The 17,583-nt window shown below is 45.6% G+C and carries 16 protein-coding genes; 11 read left to right on the top strand and 5 right to left on the bottom strand.

Translation table 11 applies throughout. The features are described from left to right. Positions 1-116: 116 nt before the first annotated feature. On the top strand, positions 117-1,217 hold the full coding sequence (locus tag ACRRS1_RS21740) for an ISAs1 family transposase (RefSeq protein ID WP_432452595.1): 1,101 nt from the start codon (positions 117-119) through the stop codon (positions 1,215-1,217). Here ACRRS1_RS21740 and ACRRS1_RS21745 read toward each other — a convergent pair. The 3 genes from ACRRS1_RS21745 to ACRRS1_RS21755 all read right to left on the bottom strand — a co-directional run bounded on the left by ACRRS1_RS21745 (position 1,212) and on the right by ACRRS1_RS21755 (position 3,597). Then, complete coding sequence (locus ACRRS1_RS21745) at positions 1,212-1,667, bottom strand: hypothetical protein (protein WP_432468756.1); 456 nt, start codon at positions 1,665-1,667, stop codon at positions 1,212-1,214. The genes ACRRS1_RS21740 and ACRRS1_RS21745 overlap by 6 nt on opposite strands. 74 nt (positions 1,668-1,741) lie before the next feature. Then, a complete protein-coding gene (locus ACRRS1_RS21750) occupies positions 1,742-2,689 on the bottom strand; it encodes a chemotaxis protein (RefSeq protein ID WP_432455425.1) in 948 nt (315 codons plus the stop codon). Between the two features lie 59 nt (positions 2,690-2,748). Further along, positions 2,749-3,597, bottom strand: a complete 849-nt coding sequence (locus ACRRS1_RS21755; protein WP_432460469.1) for a LysR substrate-binding domain-containing protein — start codon at positions 3,595-3,597, stop codon at positions 2,749-2,751. A 104-nt stretch (positions 3,598-3,701) separates the two neighbouring features. Between ACRRS1_RS21755 and ACRRS1_RS21760 the strand changes: the two genes are divergently transcribed. Then, positions 3,702-4,322, top strand: a complete 621-nt coding sequence (locus ACRRS1_RS21760) for a glutathione S-transferase family protein (protein ID WP_432464039.1) — start codon at positions 3,702-3,704, stop codon at positions 4,320-4,322. Between the two features lie 39 nt (positions 4,323-4,361). Here the strand turns inward: ACRRS1_RS21760 and ACRRS1_RS21765 are convergent, their stop codons facing one another. Further along, positions 4,362-5,357 carry an NADP-dependent oxidoreductase gene (locus ACRRS1_RS21765; RefSeq protein ID WP_432460471.1) on the bottom strand — a complete coding sequence of 332 codons (996 nt, stop codon included), beginning with the start codon at positions 5,355-5,357 and terminating at the stop codon, positions 4,362-4,364. A 129-nt stretch (positions 5,358-5,486) separates the two neighbouring features. Between ACRRS1_RS21765 and ACRRS1_RS21770 the strand changes: the two genes are divergently transcribed. From ACRRS1_RS21770 to ACRRS1_RS21810, 9 genes are all read left to right on the top strand, one after another. Beyond that, a complete protein-coding gene (locus ACRRS1_RS21770; RefSeq protein WP_432455421.1) occupies positions 5,487-6,386 on the top strand; it encodes a LysR family transcriptional regulator in 900 nt (299 codons plus the stop codon). A 446-nt stretch (positions 6,387-6,832) separates the two neighbouring features. Continuing rightward, the gene (locus ACRRS1_RS21775) at positions 6,833-7,942 is read left to right on the top strand and encodes an ABC transporter ATP-binding protein (RefSeq protein WP_432455420.1); all 1,110 of its coding nucleotides are present in this window, start codon (positions 6,833-6,835) and stop codon (positions 7,940-7,942) included. A gap of 23 nt (positions 7,943-7,965) precedes the next feature. Next, positions 7,966-9,012 (top strand): ABC transporter substrate-binding protein, encoded by a 1,047-nt coding sequence (locus ACRRS1_RS21780; protein ID WP_432455419.1) that lies wholly within the window; start codon positions 7,966-7,968, stop codon positions 9,010-9,012. A gap of 52 nt (positions 9,013-9,064) precedes the next feature. Beyond that, positions 9,065-10,306 carry an ABC transporter permease gene (locus ACRRS1_RS21785; RefSeq protein ID WP_432455418.1) on the top strand — a complete coding sequence of 414 codons (1,242 nt, stop codon included), beginning with the start codon at positions 9,065-9,067 and terminating at the stop codon, positions 10,304-10,306. Between the two features lie 3 nt (positions 10,307-10,309). Beyond that, the gene (locus tag ACRRS1_RS21790; protein WP_432455417.1) at positions 10,310-11,167 is read left to right on the top strand and encodes an ABC transporter permease; all 858 of its coding nucleotides are present in this window, start codon (positions 10,310-10,312) and stop codon (positions 11,165-11,167) included. 471 nt (positions 11,168-11,638) lie between these two features. Then, a complete protein-coding gene (locus ACRRS1_RS21795; RefSeq protein WP_432455416.1) occupies positions 11,639-12,367 on the top strand; it encodes a glutathione peroxidase in 729 nt (242 codons plus the stop codon). 72 nt (positions 12,368-12,439) lie between these two features. Further along, positions 12,440-13,912 carry a dihydrolipoyl dehydrogenase gene (locus ACRRS1_RS21800; protein ID WP_432468755.1) on the top strand — a complete coding sequence of 491 codons (1,473 nt, stop codon included), beginning with the start codon at positions 12,440-12,442 and terminating at the stop codon, positions 13,910-13,912. A 163-nt stretch (positions 13,913-14,075) separates the two neighbouring features. Beyond that, positions 14,076-15,722: a diguanylate cyclase domain-containing protein gene (locus tag ACRRS1_RS21805; protein ID WP_432468754.1), complete on the top strand. Its 1,647-nt coding sequence runs from the start codon at positions 14,076-14,078 to the stop codon at positions 15,720-15,722. A gap of 308 nt (positions 15,723-16,030) precedes the next feature. Continuing rightward, positions 16,031-16,471 (top strand): GNAT family N-acetyltransferase, encoded by a 441-nt coding sequence (locus tag ACRRS1_RS21810; protein WP_432468753.1) that lies wholly within the window; start codon positions 16,031-16,033, stop codon positions 16,469-16,471. A 384-nt stretch (positions 16,472-16,855) separates the two neighbouring features. Here the strand turns inward: ACRRS1_RS21810 and ACRRS1_RS21815 are convergent, their stop codons facing one another. Then, the gene (locus tag ACRRS1_RS21815) at positions 16,856-17,548 is read right to left on the bottom strand and encodes a class I SAM-dependent methyltransferase (RefSeq protein WP_432468968.1); all 693 of its coding nucleotides are present in this window, start codon (positions 17,546-17,548) and stop codon (positions 16,856-16,858) included. Positions 17,549-17,583: the final 35 nt, after the last annotated feature.

Consider the following 17,583-nt stretch of genomic DNA (forward strand, 5'->3'; position numbering starts at 1 on the left):
TAAATTAGAATACTCTCGATAAACAACCCCGCGAGGTAATAGCTCCCCCAGGGCGGGATCGCACTTTGTTAACAGATATGATCTAATACCTCTAAACCCTAAGCTACATAGTTATTTTGAACATAATTGAACATTTATCAGTCGTCGAGGATACTCGATCTGACATCAATCAAAAGCATGACCTTATTGACGTAATTTTCCTTGTTATCAGTGCTATCGCATCAGGATGTGAAGGCTGGCAAGACATTGAATATTATGGAGAAGAGAAGTTGGGCTGGCTGAGGAAATATAGACCATTTGAACACGGGATCCCAAGACGACACACGATTGCACGCATTTTGCGTTCTGTTGTCGCGGAGTCTTTGCTTGAGGCATTAGCTCTGTGGATTAACGAGCAGCGAACGAGTCAAAACAGAGCCATCATCGCATTTGACGGAAAAGTACTGCGTGGCTCGTACCGAAATAACAAGAAAACAGCATTACAATTGGTTACAGCCTATGATACTGAACGTGGTCTCGTTCTGAGTCAGAAACCGACAGCGAACAAGAACGGCGAGATTAGCGTTGTGCGCCAAATGCTTGATGTTATTAACGTAAAAGGCAGTGTTGTCACCGTTGATGCTCTACATTGTCAGCGCGATACACTAGAGAAAATCGCAGAAAAGAAGGCTCATGTTGTCGTTCAAGTAAAAAACAACCAACCAAAGTTGAGAGCGGCTGTTGTTGAGCAGTTTCAAGCCGTCTTTGATGCTGGTAAAGAGAAGGTCGTCACTGAAATTAAAGAAAAACACCATGGTCGTAGCGAAGAGCGATACGTCTTTCAACTAAAGGCCAAGTTGCCCGAAGAGTTAGCAAAGAAATGGCCAACGGTAAGAAGCATCATAGCAGTGGAACGCCACCGCGTGATAAATGGGAAAGGCACTGTAGATACCTCGTATTACATAAGCTCAATGTCACCGAATCACAAATTGTTAGGCCACTATATTCGTCAGCATTGGCGAATTGAAAACAGCCAGCATTACGTATTAGATGTTGTTTTTAAAGAGGATAACTCTCGCATTACTTTAGACGGAGCGGTGGAAAACATAGCTCTATTTAGACGTTTTGTGATGAACATGCTCAAACAATGCGATTGTGGAGCGCCAAGTCACAAAGTGAAGTTGAAGAAAGCGGGATGGAGCGACGATTATCGGGCACGAGTCTTCTTTGGGTTATAAATCCATCAAAGTATGCTCCCGCCCTGATAGCTCCCCCCAATTGTAACCCAAACGAGAGATCACTTTTTTACCCACTAAGTCCTGATTGCTTTGATAAGAGCCTGCAAATTGTGATGTTGTCAGCATATCAACTCGATCGACTTCAACCGCATACAGAGAACAATAGGCCGATGAAAAATCATCACTGGAACCACCGAGAGCAATATCAACAAGCTGATGATCTAATAAAGCAATGCTACGAGGGAAAGGCACAAAATGAGGGGATATCGATGTATCCGGAAAAATTCGTTGTAATAAGCTAAAATAATAGCCCGTGCCGTCACGATGGGCGTAATTAGTCCATTCACCAGTCGCAATATTAATTGAATGCACCGCCGCCAGCGACACCGACCACCAGCAACATAACAGAATCAATAAGATCCGCACCACATCCCCGCTAAGCTCTCTCATTTAGCTTAGCAAAGGAACCACAAACCGCCCTTTAATATGAAGGTTATTATTCAGTCTGTCTAGTAAGCTTTGGTTTAGAATCCCATGCCTTCAAGGAGCCCATTCTTTTTCGCCAAAGAACTTGGTGTATCATCGTCGGAGACCCGATCAGCACCGCGTAACATCGCATCAATAAGCTCACCTGCATCAAACTTAGTTAAGGCCTCATCGGCACCGACTTGGTGGGCACGATCAACACTAATCTCGCTGGACAACGAAGTATGCAAAATAATATAGGCATCGGCAACTTGTGGATCACTGCGAACTTCAAAGGTTAATTCATAGCCATCTAAACCCGGCATTTCAATATCACTCACTAGGATATCAATCGCTTGTTTGCTTACCGCTGCCTGTTGCATCATCTTCAGCGCGGTCGCGCCATCACTGGCCATTTGGTAGTCAATTTCGATACTATCCAAAGCGCTCGACAGCTGCTTACGCGCAGTTGCAGAATCGTCCACTAATAAGATCCGCAACTGACTCAAGATGGCTTGATCAGGTAAGCTCACAGAAACTCGGATCCGATCTTCATCATCAGGGAACACCGTAGCAATCAGCTTTTCAATGTCGAGCAACTGAACCAATTTATCATCGACCCGAGTGACCCCTGTTACAAATGCATCTTTACCTAAAGAGCTAGGCGGTGGATCAATGTCACGCCAGCGACATTCGGTAATACGTTCAATCCCGCGCACTAAAAAGCCAATAGTTTGGCGGCTCACATCGGTAATAATAATTGAGCAGCTGGCTCGTTCTTCTTCGGTAATTGGCCGATACCCCACTGCAGCCGCCATATCTACCACCGAGATGGTTTGACCGCGCAATGAAGCAGATCCCAACACAAATGGATGAGACTGTGGCAGGGCGGTAAGACGTGTATAGGGAACGATCTCACGCACTTTCAAAGTACCAATTGCAAATAGTTGATTTAACGACAACCGAAAATGCAACAAACCTTGGGTTTGACTGGTGGCGCTGCTCATAAGACATCCTTCGTAATTTGATTCATGAACAATAAAATTTAAGCGCTGAGCCTAACCCTTCAACCTTGGTCGGCCAGTCGAAACTGCTCACATACTTGTTTGATTATAGCGTTACTACAAACTAAGTGTGGTTGAGTAGCGCAAACGACTACAATATCAATTGCTGGTAATGACGGCATTGTTTTAGCGCACAATTCTAACAAATCTCCTTTGCTAGAACGAGCCATCGTTGCAACTGCCAACCCCTGCGCCACCAAACCATATAAACCACTGTGATTGGCGCTAGTTGCAATCAGTCGATAGGGTATCTCAGCCTTATCTAAACCGTCGATGGCACTACGATGAAACTTACAATCCGCTTCGTAAAGTGCTATCGCCAAGGGACTTTGAAGATGAGGGTTAATTTCAGCTGAACTCACCCAAACTCCTTGATCATGACGCAATAGATAACCTTCATCGCTATTTGGCGTACGAGTTAACACCGCTATATCCAGTTCACCCTGATCCAACTGCTGGCGTAAGCGATAACTTGGGGCAGAACTCAAACGTAAACATACATTAGGGATCTGTTGTTGTAATAGCTGAACCAGTAACGGCATCACCGATCGGCTGTAATCGTCTGGACAACCCAATCGTAATTCCACCTGCGTCTGCGGTTCTTTTAGCTCCTTCAGCGCCAAATCGTGCAAGCTGACAATACGTCGAGCATAACTGGCCAAGGCCTGCCCCGCGAGAGTCAAAACCAAGCCGCGGCCCTCTTTTTCAAACAAAGGACGATCACTCTCTTGCTGCAGCTTTTTCATTTGTGCACTAATCGCCGACTGCGTACGAAAAGTCTGGCTGGCCGCTCGCGTAAAACTGCCAGTGTCCATGATTGCCACTAAACTACGCAGCGCATCAATATCCATCTTCAACCCATCAACAGCATTTATCAGTGCCATCAAAAATAATCGTTATTCATTACACAAGCAACTTGCGACACTCATCCTAAGCCACACAACAAGGAAATAACATGATATTGCACGATTATTTGCCATCGGGAAATGGCTATAAAATTAGATTATTACTGAGCCTGCTCGGCCAAGATTATCAACTAAAGTGCTACGACATTGTACAGGGGGAGACCCACACCGAAGCATTTCTAAAACTTAACGCTAACGGTAAGATCCCAGTGTTAGAGTTCGACGATGGCCGCAGTTTAACCGAATCAAATGCCATCTTGTATTACCTTGCTCAAGGAACACCCTATTGGCCTGAGGAATTGTGGCAGCAAAGCCAAGTACTACGCTGGATGAACTTTGAACAATATAGCCATGAGCCAAATATCGCGACGTTGCGATTCTGGTTAGGCCATGCAGGGATGAATCAACAACGCCAAGCACAATGGGCCGATAAAAAAGCGGCAGGCTATGCCGCCTTAAAGGTCATGGAGCAACACTTAAGCGAGCATCGTTATTTTGTGGGCGAGCAATTCAGCATCGCCGACATCGCGCTATATGCTTATACCCATGTGGCCGAAGAAGCTGAATTTGACTTGTCCACCTTTCCTGCGATTCAAGCTTGGTGCTATGCCATTACACAAACCACAAACTATGTGGACATCACCGATGATTCTGCGCGACTCAAGCCGTAAGTAAAGCAAAGCCGAGATCACTCGGCTTTGCTTTCGCCCTCACAACTTCACAAGCAGCTTGCCCTGGTTTTCCCCATTAAACAGCAAATTAATTCCATCGATAGCTGAAACTAAACCTTCTAATACATGAACTCGGTATTGCAGTTGGCCCGCTTGTAAATACCCAGCCACCTGTTGCATCAGTTGCGGTGCACGATGTAAATGATCGGGCATGGTAAAACCTTGAATGGTTAAACGCTTCTTAATAATCGTCATCCAGTTAGGGCCAGCTGAAGGGGTTGTTGCGTTATAGTCCGAGATCATCCCACAAACCACGATTCTACCGAAGGCATTCATGTTATCCATTGCCGCTTGTTGGATCGCGCCACCGGTATTTTCAAAATAAATATCAACGCCGGCTGGCGTTAACGCAGCCACCCGTTGCGCAACATCTTCGATTTTATAGTTAATCGCGCCATCAAAGCCCAAATCTTCCACTAACCAACGACATTTTTCATCACTACCTGCAACACCTATCACTCGTAAACCCTCGGCTTTAGCAAGTTGCCCAACCAATGAACCCACCGAGCCCGCAGCACCGCTCACTAATAGGGTTTCTCCCGACTTGGGCTTAGCAATTTCTAATAGACCCTGCGCAGCGGTCATCCCTGGCAGCGCTAATACCGCTAATACTGCTTCTGCCGACAAACCTGAAGGAATAATATTCACCCCCTTGCCTTGACTAACCGTCTGTTCAGTCCAGCCAAACATGCCCATCACCATCGCCCCCACCGGAAAATCAGGGTGCAAGGACTCAAGCACTTCACCAATCCCACTGGCACGCATCACCTCACCCAAACCAACGGGTGGAATGTAACTCTCAGTATCGGCACTCATCCAACCACGCATCGCAGGATCTAAAGACATATGAGTTTGTTTGACTCGAAACTCGCCGGCTTGCAGCGGCTGAGCTTGATGTTCGCGAAGCTCAAAACAGTTTGCTTCTATCGTTGCAGAAGGACGTTTTACCAAATGAATCGACTGATAGTTAGTCATAAAAGCTCCTAAATGAATAAATGACGTTCATACTATATTGTTATCAAGAATGATTATAAATAATCCTTAGCATTGGAATAAACAGCTACTTAAGCTAAACTTTATTGTCTTTCCGACAACAATAAACCAATGAATAAGCTCAGAGCACTACAGTATTTCGCCCATATTGCCGAATCGACCAGTTTCACCAAAACAGCGGAGGCCTTCTCAGTCCCCCCTTCTTCGGTCTCTCGACGAATTAGCGATTTAGAAGCCATGCTTCAGCAACAGCTGTTACAGCGTAGCACCCGGCAAGTAAAGCTGACGGAATTGGGGGCGCTGTATTACCAACAAATAAAACCTGCCCTGCTGCAACTGAATGACGCCGAAGATCTGATCCAGCAACAGAATCAGCATCCCAGTGGCCTACTATCCATTAGTGCAATGCCGAGCTACGGTGAGCAGTGTTTAACACCAATATTAAGCAAGTTCTCGCAACTTTATCCCGACATTATTCTGGATCTACACTTTAGCGACCAATTAGCAAATTTAAGCCGCGACCAGATAGATATTGCTATCCGCAGTGGTCTCGCCCCCGACGAGCGGGTTGTCGCGAAAAAGCTGTCGAATAATGATTTTGTATTGTGCGCAGCACCACACTACCTCGCCACAAAAGGTCAACCCACCAGCCCGCAAGATCTCAACCAACATCCTAGTTTGCGTTATCGTAGCCCCGAGCGAGTTCTCCCTTGGATGTATATCGACGCCCAGCAAGCGTGGCAGACATTGCAGCCCCCCATCCGCTTAATTAGCAATCATGGCAAAAGCATCGTTAATGCGGCGATCCAAGGCGAAGGTATTGCACTATTGCCAGAATGGGGGATCAGCAAACAACTGGCTGAGGGTAGCTTGATGAGCTTCAGTGTTGGCCCCAAAATTTGTCTTACTCCGGCTAAATCCACCGGTATATATTTGTTATATCAAGGGCTTAAGTATCAAATACCTAAAATACGAGTTGCGGTGGATTTCCTACTTCATCATCTTCGCTAAAGAGGATTAATTTAGGGTGACTATATCGATGAAGCCAGCAAGGCCCATGAAGTATCCTCATTGACATGAATCATCAACAGTCCTGCAGCAATCAATCGCTGGCGCTGCCCAAAAATTTCCGCCGTCAACATTGATGACTAAAATTGGCTTTATTCAAGCCCGTTTACAGTTTTCTAACACCTCTCAAAGGTGTTCATTTCGAACAATTATTAGGCGCTAAAAATAAATCACGTCTGGACAAAAGTTTAGTATTGGCCTATCAATAGATAACACAAAGTAATTAACTGTCTTTTTACTCAAATGCAGATAAAAACTTCAACTTTGAGAGTCAAGTGACGAAAATTTGCACTTTTATTTAGGCGATTATTTGTTACGCTTGTGTTAAGGGTAAAGCTTGATTGATAGGTTTTATCTAAGCAATAAGCTCTTAGCAAAAGGATCTGTGTATGAGCGAGCCGGTCAACGACCAACAATATGTGCGCTTTGTCGATGTGAAAAAAAGCTACGATCAACGTAGTTTAGTGGTTAAAAACTTTAATTTAGATATCCGTAAAGGTGAGTTTGTCACCCTCCTAGGCCCCTCAGGCTCTGGTAAAACTACCTGCTTAATGATGCTCGCTGGCTTTGAAGATGTCACCAGTGGACAAATTTTAGTGAATGGTGAAGCCATCACCAACGTCGCCCCCTACAATCGCAATATAGGCATGGTGTTTCAACATTATGCGCTGTTCCCTCACATGACCGTTGCTGAAAATCTAGCCTATCCTTTGATGGTGCGAAAATTACCCAGTGAAGAAATCAAGCGCCGGGTGGCCGATTCTTTAGCGTTGGTTGAACTAGAAAGTTTTGGTAAGCGCTACCCAGGGCATCTTTCTGGAGGTCAAAAACAACGAGTAGCCTTGGCCCGCTCGCTAATTTTTGAACCGTCCATCGTTTTAATGGACGAACCTTTAGGAGCCTTAGATAAAAACCTACGAGAGCAGATGCAGTTTGAGATTAAACGTTTGCACGAATCCATTGGTTTTACTGCAATCTATGTCACCCATGATCAAACCGAAGCGCTCACCATGTCAGATCGCATTGCAGTATTCAACGATGGCGTGGTGCAACAATGTGCCTCTCCCGATATCCTTTATGAACGTCCTAGCAACGCCTTTGTTGCCGACTTCATTGGTGAAAATAACCACTTAGCAGGAACCGTGTTAGAACGCAGCCAAGACTTAGCCAAAGTAAAACTAAGTGATGGTACAGTGGTTTCAGGCAGAGCGATGGATTGCCCAGCAATTGGAGAAGATTGCATACTCGCGGTTCGCCCAGAAAACCTATTCATCCTCAGTGAGAAGCATCAATTCGACAATCTCATTGAAGCTGAATTTATCACCCTATTATACGTCGGTGACTTTATTCGTTACTTCTTCAAACTCAGCGATAAAACTGAGCTGATGGTAAAAGTATTGAATGATCACGACGCCCCCAAAATAGCGACTGGCAGCATGACCAAACTCACTTGGTCGGTCAATGACGGTTTAGCTTTTGATACACCCCCAAGCACTTAACGAATGGTAAAAGGATAGTACCTATGAAACGTTTACTCCCCGCACTCGCGCTAGCTTCGGTTTGTCAGTTTGCCAGTGCAGACCAACTCACTGTGGTGTCTTTTGGTGGTGCCTATGGCGCCGCTCAGCAAAAGCACATGTTAGACCCCTATATGGCTAAAACTGGAAACAAACTATTATTTGAAAACTACTCGGGTGGTATTGCAGAAATTAAAGCCCAAGTCGAAAGTGGTAATATCCTTTGGGATGTTGTCGACATCGAAGTGATCGACTTAGAACGAGCCTGTTCCGAAGGTTTATTAGAGGTCATTCCTCAAGACAAACTCCCTCCAGGTGATGACGGTACACCCGCAGCGCAAGACTTTAGCAAAGCGGCCTTAGCCAACGAGTGTGGTGTGGGTAACATTGTTTGGACCGTACTCTACGCCTACAGTGACGACACCATCAAGGGCGGTACACCAAGTACCATCGCTGATTTATTTGATACCAAGAAATTCCCAGGTAAACGCGCCCTACGTAAACGTCCTCAGGTGAATCTTGAGTGGGCTTTGATTGCCGATGGCGTGCCTAAAGACAAAGTCTACGACGTTCTAGAAACTGAAGAAGGACAAGCAAGAGCCTTCGCCAAACTGGCAACGATTGCCGATGATATCGTCTGGTTCGACAGCTGGTCACAAGCGCCACAACTCCTCAATGACGGCGGCGCGGTCATGGTGCAATCAGCAAATGGCCGGATCTTCGATGCCATTCAAAGTGAAGGGAAACCCTTTGAAATGGTTTGGGATGGCCACCTCTACGATCTAGATGTCTGGGCCATTGTGAAAGGCACCAAGAAAAAAGATCTCGCGCTAGACTTCGTGAGTTTTGCCACTAGTTCTAAACCGCTCAGTGGTATGCCAGAAGTAGCCTACGGTCCAACCCGTAACTCCTCTTATGCCTATGTTGATAAGGCAGTGATCCCTAAACTACCCTCTTCTCACCTCGATGAAGGTTTGAAAGCGTCAGGCGATTTCTGGGCTGACTACGGTGAGTCTTTAGGCGAAAAATTCAATGAGTGGCTGTTGAAGTAATCACTAGATTGACGAAGGCTTTTAGCCTTCGTCTCTTATCATAGAGGTACAGATGGAAACAAACAGTCTCAGCGTGGAAGAGATCTTAGCCGGTAAGAAAATGCTCAAGCGTAAAAAACGCTTGTTGCTAGCCTTTACCATGCCTTTATTAATATTTATCTTTATCACCTTTATCGCACCAATAGCTTCGATGCTCTATCGCAGTGTTTATCATCCTGCGGTCAGCCAATTGGTGCCACTCACCTTGAGTGAGATGAAACATTGGGATGAAACCAGTGAAGAATTACCGAAGCCAGAAATCATCCAACAATTTGCCATCGAATTGCAAGACTTAGCCAATCAACGCTTATCAGGAAAATTAGCGGAAGAAATCAATCGGCTTAAACCCGGCAGCTCCAGTTTAATTAAATCAACCGCGCGTAAACTCAAGAAAAAAGACTTGAGTGAGCTACAACAGCACGGTGCCGAATTCCTATTATCCAGTTCCAAAAAATGGCACGACATTTATTTATGGCGAGCAGTCAAAAAAGCCGGACAACCTTTTACCGACAGCTACTACCTCACCGCTTTCGACTTAAAACGCGACTCAGCGGGAGAAATTGCACAACGAGACACTCAGATTTACCTAAAGCTTTATTGGAAAAGCCTAAAAATTTCGCTGATTATTACCTTATTAACAGCATTATTAGCCTATCCTTTGGCCTATTACTTGGCCAATGCACCCAGTAAAATAGCCAACCGCTTAATGGTGTTTGTACTCCTGCCATTTTGGACCTCGCTATTAGTGCGTACTACCTCATGGATTGCGATTTTACAAACCAATGGGGTACTGAACTCAATCCTACAAACTTTAGGCATTATCGATGAACCCTTGGAGTTGCTGTATACCCAATCAGCAACAATCATAGCGATGACTCATATCTTGCTGCCCTTTATGATTTTGCCTCTATATAGCGTGATGAAAAATATTGACCCAAGCTATTATAGAGCGGCGCTTTCTTTGGGCTCTAAACCACTACCAGCTTTCATTAAAATTTACTTACCGATGACCGTGCCCGGAGTCAGCGCGGGAGCCTTACTGGTATTTATCATTTCAATTGGCTACTACATTACCCCTGCAATTGTCGGTGGTACCGAAGGACAAATGATCTCCAATATCATTGCCTTCCATATGCAATCGTCAAATAACTGGGAACTCGCCGCAGCCTTGGGCTCGTTATTATTAGCGTTAATTTTGGCGCTGTATTGGATCTATGACCGCCTGATCGGGGTCAGTAACATTAAGTTGGGCTAAACTATGAGTCGTTACCCGAAATACTTTACCTTTTGGCATATCTCGGCACATTATGGTCTGCGTCTCAGCTCACTGCTGGTATTAGCTTTCTTAATGTTGCCGATTATGGTGATCATTCCCTTATCATTTAATGTGGAGCCTTTTTTCACCTTTACTGAAGGCATGTTAGCCCTCGACCCCGAGGCCTATTCATTGAAGTGGTACGCCGAGATTTTACACGATGACAAATGGCTATTAGCGATTAAGAATAGCTTTGTGATCGGTATTTTTGCCACCCTTATCGCGACCGTATTAGGCACTTTTGCCGCCATCGGTTTAAGTAATCCAGCGATGCCTTGGCAACGACTTTGGATGGCGATTTTACTATCGCCAATGATTGTGCCGCTGATCATCACCGCGGCTGGCATGTACTTCTTCTATAGCCAGCTTAATCTGGCTGGTTCCTATATGGGCGTGATCTTGGCGCATGCAGCCTTGGGGACGCCCTTTGTGGTGATTACGGTGAACGCTGCCCTATCCGGTTTTGATTATTCGCTAGTGAACGCGTCTTTAGGTTTAGGCGCCAAACCCATGTTTACCTTCTTCAAAGTCATCATGCCGCTGATCCGCCCTGGCGTCATCTCGGGTGCTTTGTTCGCCTTCATCACCTCCTTCGATGAAGTGGTCGTGGTCCTGTTTTTAGCTGGCCCCGAGCAACGCACCATTCCAAGGCAAATGTTTTCTGGTCTGCGAGAACAGATCAATCCAACCATCCTCGCGGTGGCAACCTTGTTGATCGTTATTTCCGCGATGCTACTGTTCACCATTGAATACCTGCGCGCGCGCAGCGAACGTATTCAAAGCGGTGACTTAGACAACTAAGCCATTTTACTTCGGTTCCGCCCCACCACATTGTTCGGTGGGGCGTCCTTATCGAACACTCGATAAGGCTTTTCATCTCAAGTACAACTTGCTCATCCTAATGATGCGCATCGTTTATCGAGCAAAGTCATCTAAAAAAGCTTGATGGCTTGCTTCTGAGCGATCAATAGAATCCGCTCGTCATGAATGTTACTTACAACATTCATGACGAGTTGCCTGCGTCCTACCAGCCCGCATGACTAGATAAAATAATGCCGAAAAATCAACGCGCCTGACCATCTTCGATAATTGAAATAATTACCCCAAAAACTAAGTATCTACAAACAAACTTGTTAAGCTGATTAATCAAACACAAGACGATAGCTAATAGCTATCATAAGGATAGATCTAATCGTTTTTACTTATTAACCCTGAAGCTTGATACTAAACCTATCAAACGAACACACTTATTCATCAAATTTGGAGAGACCCATGTTAGAGAATCGCGAAGGCCAAACTATTCCCAGCGTTACTTTTCACACCCGTCAAAACGACGCTTGGGTAGACATTAGCACCGAGCAACTGTTTAAAGATAAAACAGTGGTGGTATTCGCTTTACCGGGTGCCTTTACCCCGACTTGTTCTTCAACTCATCTACCTCGTTACAACGAGCTAGCGAGTGTACTCAAAGACAATGGTGTGGATGATATTATCTGCCTCAGTGTCAACGATACTTTTGTGATGAATGCTTGGTTAGCCGACCAAGAAGCAGAAAACATCACCGTCATTCCCGATGGCAACGGTGAATTCAGTGCAGGCATGGGCATGTTAGTCGACAAAACAGCCCTCGGTTTTGGTCAACGCAGCTGGCGCTACTCAATGCTGGTTAAGAATGGAGTGATCGAAAAAATGTTCATTGAAGCTGACGTTCCTGGCGACCCCTTTGAAGTCTCAGATGCCGATACCATGTTGCATTACATTAACTGTGATGCCAAAAAACCCGCGGCGATTAGTATCATCACCAAACCGGGGTGTCCATTCTGCATCAAGGCTAAACAGCTCTTGCAGCAACAAGGCTTAAGCTATGAAGAAGTGGTACTTGGCGCGGATGCGACCAGCGTTAGTCTGAAGGCCCTCAGTGGACGTAGCACCGTTCCACAAATATTCGTCGATGGCCAACACATTGGCGGTAGCGAAGAGTTAGAAGCCTACTTGGCCTAAGCCTTATCCGCAGGCGTGTCTCGTAACTCGTCTGCATTTTCTTCCATTATCAGTGATTTATAGGTCGTGAAGATGTCCCAATTAAAACCCAACAAAACCGTTGATGTCGCCATTATCGGCGGAGGTACTGCTGGCCTAGCTGCCTACCGTGCCGCTAAAGAACATACCAGCTCGGTAGTGATGATTGAGGCTGGTCCCTACGGCACGACCTGCGCGCGTGTCGGTTGCATGCCTAGTAAATTATTAATCGCGGCCGCAGAAAATGCTCACCAGTACCACAAATCGGCCCAATTTGGCGTCAACTTAGGAAAACCCAAGATCGATGGTTTTGCCGTCATGCAAAGAGTAAAAGCCGAACGAGACCGCTTTGTTAGTTTTGTCTTAGAATCGGTCGACGGCATCGAAGCGGAACACAAAATCGATGGCTATGCAGAATTTGTCGACCAACATCACCTGAGGGTGAGCCATAGCAACGGCGACACTCTGATTATTAAAGCCAAACGAATTGTTATCGCGAGCGGCTCTCGCCCCGCTTATCCGGCGGCATGGCAGGCCTTGGGCGATCGTTTACTAATTAATGATGACATCTTTGAATGGGACCGCCTCCCAAAATCAGTGGCAGTATTCGGCCCAGGTGTGATTGGTTTAGAATTAGGCCAAGCGCTGCATCGCTTAGGAGTAAAGGTTCTCATGTTCGGTGTTGGTGGTGCGGTCGGTCCGCTCAGCGACCCCGCGCTCACTGAGTATGCGAATATAGTTTATGGTAATGAATTCTATTTAGATAGCGATGCAAAAGTAAGCTTAATTGAACGCAGTGAGCAGGGAGTAAAGTTACGTTATCAAGACCAACAAGGTCAAAGCGTAGAGACCGAGGTCGACTATTTAATCGCCGCGACGGGTCGCCGACCCAACACCGATAAGCTGGGCTTGGACAAACTAAATATTGAATTGGATACCCGTGGCGTCCCAGTAGCCGACCACTACACTTTGCAGACCTCTGTTAGCAATATATTTATTGCGGGTGATGCCAGTAATCAAATTCCACTGCTGCATGAGGCCGCAGACCAAGGAAAAATTGCTGGCGATAACGCAGGCCGTGGTAAAAATATCAGAGCAGGCTTACGTCGTAGTCCAATTGCAGCAGTATTTAGCGATCCGCAAATCGCCATGGTGGGTGAAAGCTATCGCGATATTGAACAACGCTTGGGTAACTGCGGCTGCTTTGAGATCGGCAGTGTCAGCTTTGAAAACCAAGGGCGTAGCCGAGTGATGTTGGTCAATCAGGGACTCGCTCACTTATATGGTGAACAAGGCACTGGCCGTTTTTTAGGCGCAGAAATCATCGGCCCCAACGCTGAACACTTAGCGCATTTACTCGCCTGGGCACATCAAGCAAAAATGACGGTATCACAGATGCTAGACATGCCCTTCTATCACCCGGTCATCGAAGAAGGTTTACGCACCGCCTTACGTGACCTCAATGCCAAATTACACCTTGGCCCAGAAATGATCGATGCCTGTATGGAGTGCGGCGTAGGCAGTTAAATCGCGAACCACCACCGCAACGAAACTGAACAAATTCTATCAACAAAAAGTTAATAGAATTTGTTTATATAGCGACAATATGCATCAGGGCTTACCATCTCGCGCTGTTTGCTCTATGCTACTTATAGTTTTGTTGGTACAGGGATCGTCGACGCAAACATTTATGCCTATTTTTCGCCTATTCGCCACGTTGGGTTTAGTGATCGTGTTGTTATCTGATTACGCCAATGCTGCCACAGCACTCAAGAGCAGTGCTCAACATATTTATATTGCCGAAGATCAGCAAGTATTGCCGCATCGCTACGCAAATATTCCCCATTGGCTTGATAGTTTAACCGAGGTGAATCGGGTCGCCTTAACGGGTGGCAGCTACTGGTTAGTTAAGCAACTCAATATCCAGCAAGCAGATCAATGGCTCGCCAGCGTCGATGGTCCCAATATCGAGAATATAGATTATTATCTTTACTCTGAAGGTAACCAGCTCCGCCATCTTAGCAGCGGCTATTTGCACCCTTACGAATATCTGTTCAGCTATGCCCGACATATTGACACGCCAACTTTGGGAGGTTATTGGCTCATCGCCCGTGTATCAAGTCACTATTATACCGAGCAGCCGCAACTTAATTTCGCGCCCAAAGCAGAACTAGGCCAGTTATACCACCAACGGGCGAGTTTAATTACCCTCTGCTTAGGGGCCTTACTGATTTTGGCAATCTATAACGGCGCTGTCAGTATTGTTCAGCAAGACAAAGTATTTGCCCTTTTTAGCGCTTACTTGCTAGCGATAACTATTTCTTTAGCCTTGGTTTTTCAAGTCACCGTTCACTTATTTAATCTACGAGCACTGAGCATACAATTGTTACCACTGCTCACAATTCCAGTTTTCAGCGTATTGTTTTATAGTCGTTTTCTTGATCTCCAACGATACTCGCCGCGGTTATGGTTAATCAGTCGGTATTTAATCGCGCTTTGCCTACTGGCAATCCCCGCCACCACAATTTGGCTGAACTATACCGTCGTGATCATTTTCAACTTAATCCTACTATGGATAACGCTCACGCTGGTCAGTGCGATGGTCTGTTGGCGAAAAGGTTCTGAGCAGGCAAGATCATTCATTTTACCAACCCTATTATTAATCGTACCTGCACTGCTAATCGTGTTATCAGTGATCCCCAAAGACACCACGACCTTACTCGCTACCGATATTTTATTATTACTTTGCTGTACCTTAAGCGGCTTAAGCATGTCGCTGGCATTACACTATAAATTTAAACGCTTAGTGCTTGAGTCATTGAAAGTGAACCAACAACTCAACCTGGAGCGTGACGCAGCCAGACTAGACGCCTTAACAGGCTTACAAAATCGCTATGCCTTTAACGAATATGTGAGTCAACAACTCACATTTACTGGCGAGCAAAACTGCTGCCTAGCCCTAATTGATATCGATTATTTAAAAATTGTGAATGACCAATCGGGACATCAAGAAGGAGATCGCTTAATCAAACTGGCCGCCGAAGCTTTAAATATGGTGTTAACTGATCGAGTTGAACTATTTAGGATCGGCGGGGATGAATTTGCGGTTTTTTCCAGCCAGCTTTCTGCGAGCGAACTTCAAGAGAAACTCAGTATCGTAGACAAGGTTATTCAACTCAATGGTGCGGCACATAGTGGGATAAGCTTTGGCTGTGCCAACACCAATAGCTGTCGCGACGCCGAGCAACTTTTTTATCGCGCCGATATGACCATGTACCAACAAAAAGCACAGCGTAAAAGTAAGGCCAAATTGGTTGTCGCTCCCAGTTATCCTTAAAGCTTACTCGCATTAATATGCTTAAAGGAGTCATCGATGCCACTGCAAGCAAACCAGACAAACCATTCAATGAACGACGCAACGGCGATATCCTTGCCAATAGTGGACTGATCAATAAAGTCATGAGAAAACAAGGTTCACCAGAACCAAGTATTAAGCCGTATAATTGCCAACGCGGTAGGCATTTATACCCGCATCGTTTTGGCCCGCCAGCCATCCAGACTTGATAAGCTTGAATGAGATCCAGAGCTACAGTATTAGATCATGAGTGAAAAATTAAGGGGGACTCATTTGAGTCGACTAAAACGATGATTGTAATTAAAGCGATTACCAGTGAACAAACGCTGGCCATTCGCCAGCAAGTATTATGGCCTCAACATGATATCAACTTCTGTCGTGTCGCCGAAGATCAACAAGGGCTGCACTTTGGTGGTTGGCTTGAACAAAAATTAGTCATTGTAGCCTCGCTATTTGTTAGTCAACGAGAAGTTCGCTTACGTAAATTTGCTTGCTTAGAGCAATATCAAAACCGCGGATTTGGAAGCACCATGCTCCGTTACCTAATCGAACAACAACAAAACCAAGCGCAATTCAATACGTTTTGGTTTGACGCCCGCTATACAGCCATCACCTTTTATCAAAGTTTTGGCTTTCACGTCGACAGCGAAGTATTCTACAAGCACCAAATTGCCTACGTTAAAATGTCCCGCGACCTTGTTGCAGCAAGAACTGAAGAGGCAAACACATAAAAAAGACGAAAAAAAGGAGAAGCTAATAGCCTCTCCCATTTTCTGTCGGTCAACAAAGGTCAGATCTTATTTCTTTATCGCGCCAATCCTTAGCGCGATGTATTTAGAGTAATGATAGCGTTTTCTTGATGCAAGTTTTTTCCCCTAAAATCATAAGAAACTAGATCAAGCTCACTTAAAGTTGCCATTAAAGTGACCTAGATCAATGAAGCTAATTTAATATCTATTAACCGTACAAACCTTGCACTCAAGAGCACTGAGCTCATCGTCAACTGGAAACATCCCTTCCAAAAAACAAGCAAAATGACATTTAAAAATGCATAAATATCATAAATAAGCAGCATGTAAGCCATCGCTACAGCCAAGCTAAATGGACCTCTGCCCTTAGGACAAAGCGTAAATATCGAAACGGTGAGTCTTGGTTGTTAGCTGATGATGGCTAGCCTTTCCCGCTAAAGGCTCCGCATAGCTCGGACGTTTCACTACCACTCGCTTGCTGGCAACCGCCAATGCTTGATCTAACAACAAATCGGCATCGAGATCGGCCCCAACGAGTTGCTGAAATACTCGCATTTCTTTCTTAACTTGCGCCGATTTTTTACGATGGGGATACATCGGATCAAGATAAACCACCTCGGCTTCTAGGCCAAGTTGTTGCAACTCATCAATACTACTCGCGTGTACCAACTGCATCCGCTCTGCGACCCAAGCGCCGATTTCAGGATCAGCTTTTGCTCTGCGTAAGCCATCTGCCAGCAAAGCGGCAACCCAAGGAGAGCGCTCAACCATGGTGACTCGGCATCCTAAGTTAGCCAAAACAAAAGCATCCCGACCTAAGCCCGCTGTCGCATCAATCACCGTAGGCCGCAGCCCCTTCTTCACGCCCACAGCTTTACTCACGGCTTCGGCGCCGCCATAGTGACGACGATGGGCCGCTCGCCCTGCCAAAAAATCGACCGAAATGTCTCCTAATTTGGCTTCATCACACCAGCGTAAATACAAGGTCTGTTGATCCAAGATCAAACAAAACCCCTGCTCTGGTTGTTGCGAACAAACTTGTAAGTTAAAACCGTCAATTAAACGCTGAGCATATCCACCATCAGCAGATGCTT

It is taken from the genome of Agarivorans sp. Z349TD_8, assembly GCF_050870825.2.
Classification (GTDB): Bacteria; Pseudomonadota; Gammaproteobacteria; order Enterobacterales; family Celerinatantimonadaceae; genus Agarivorans.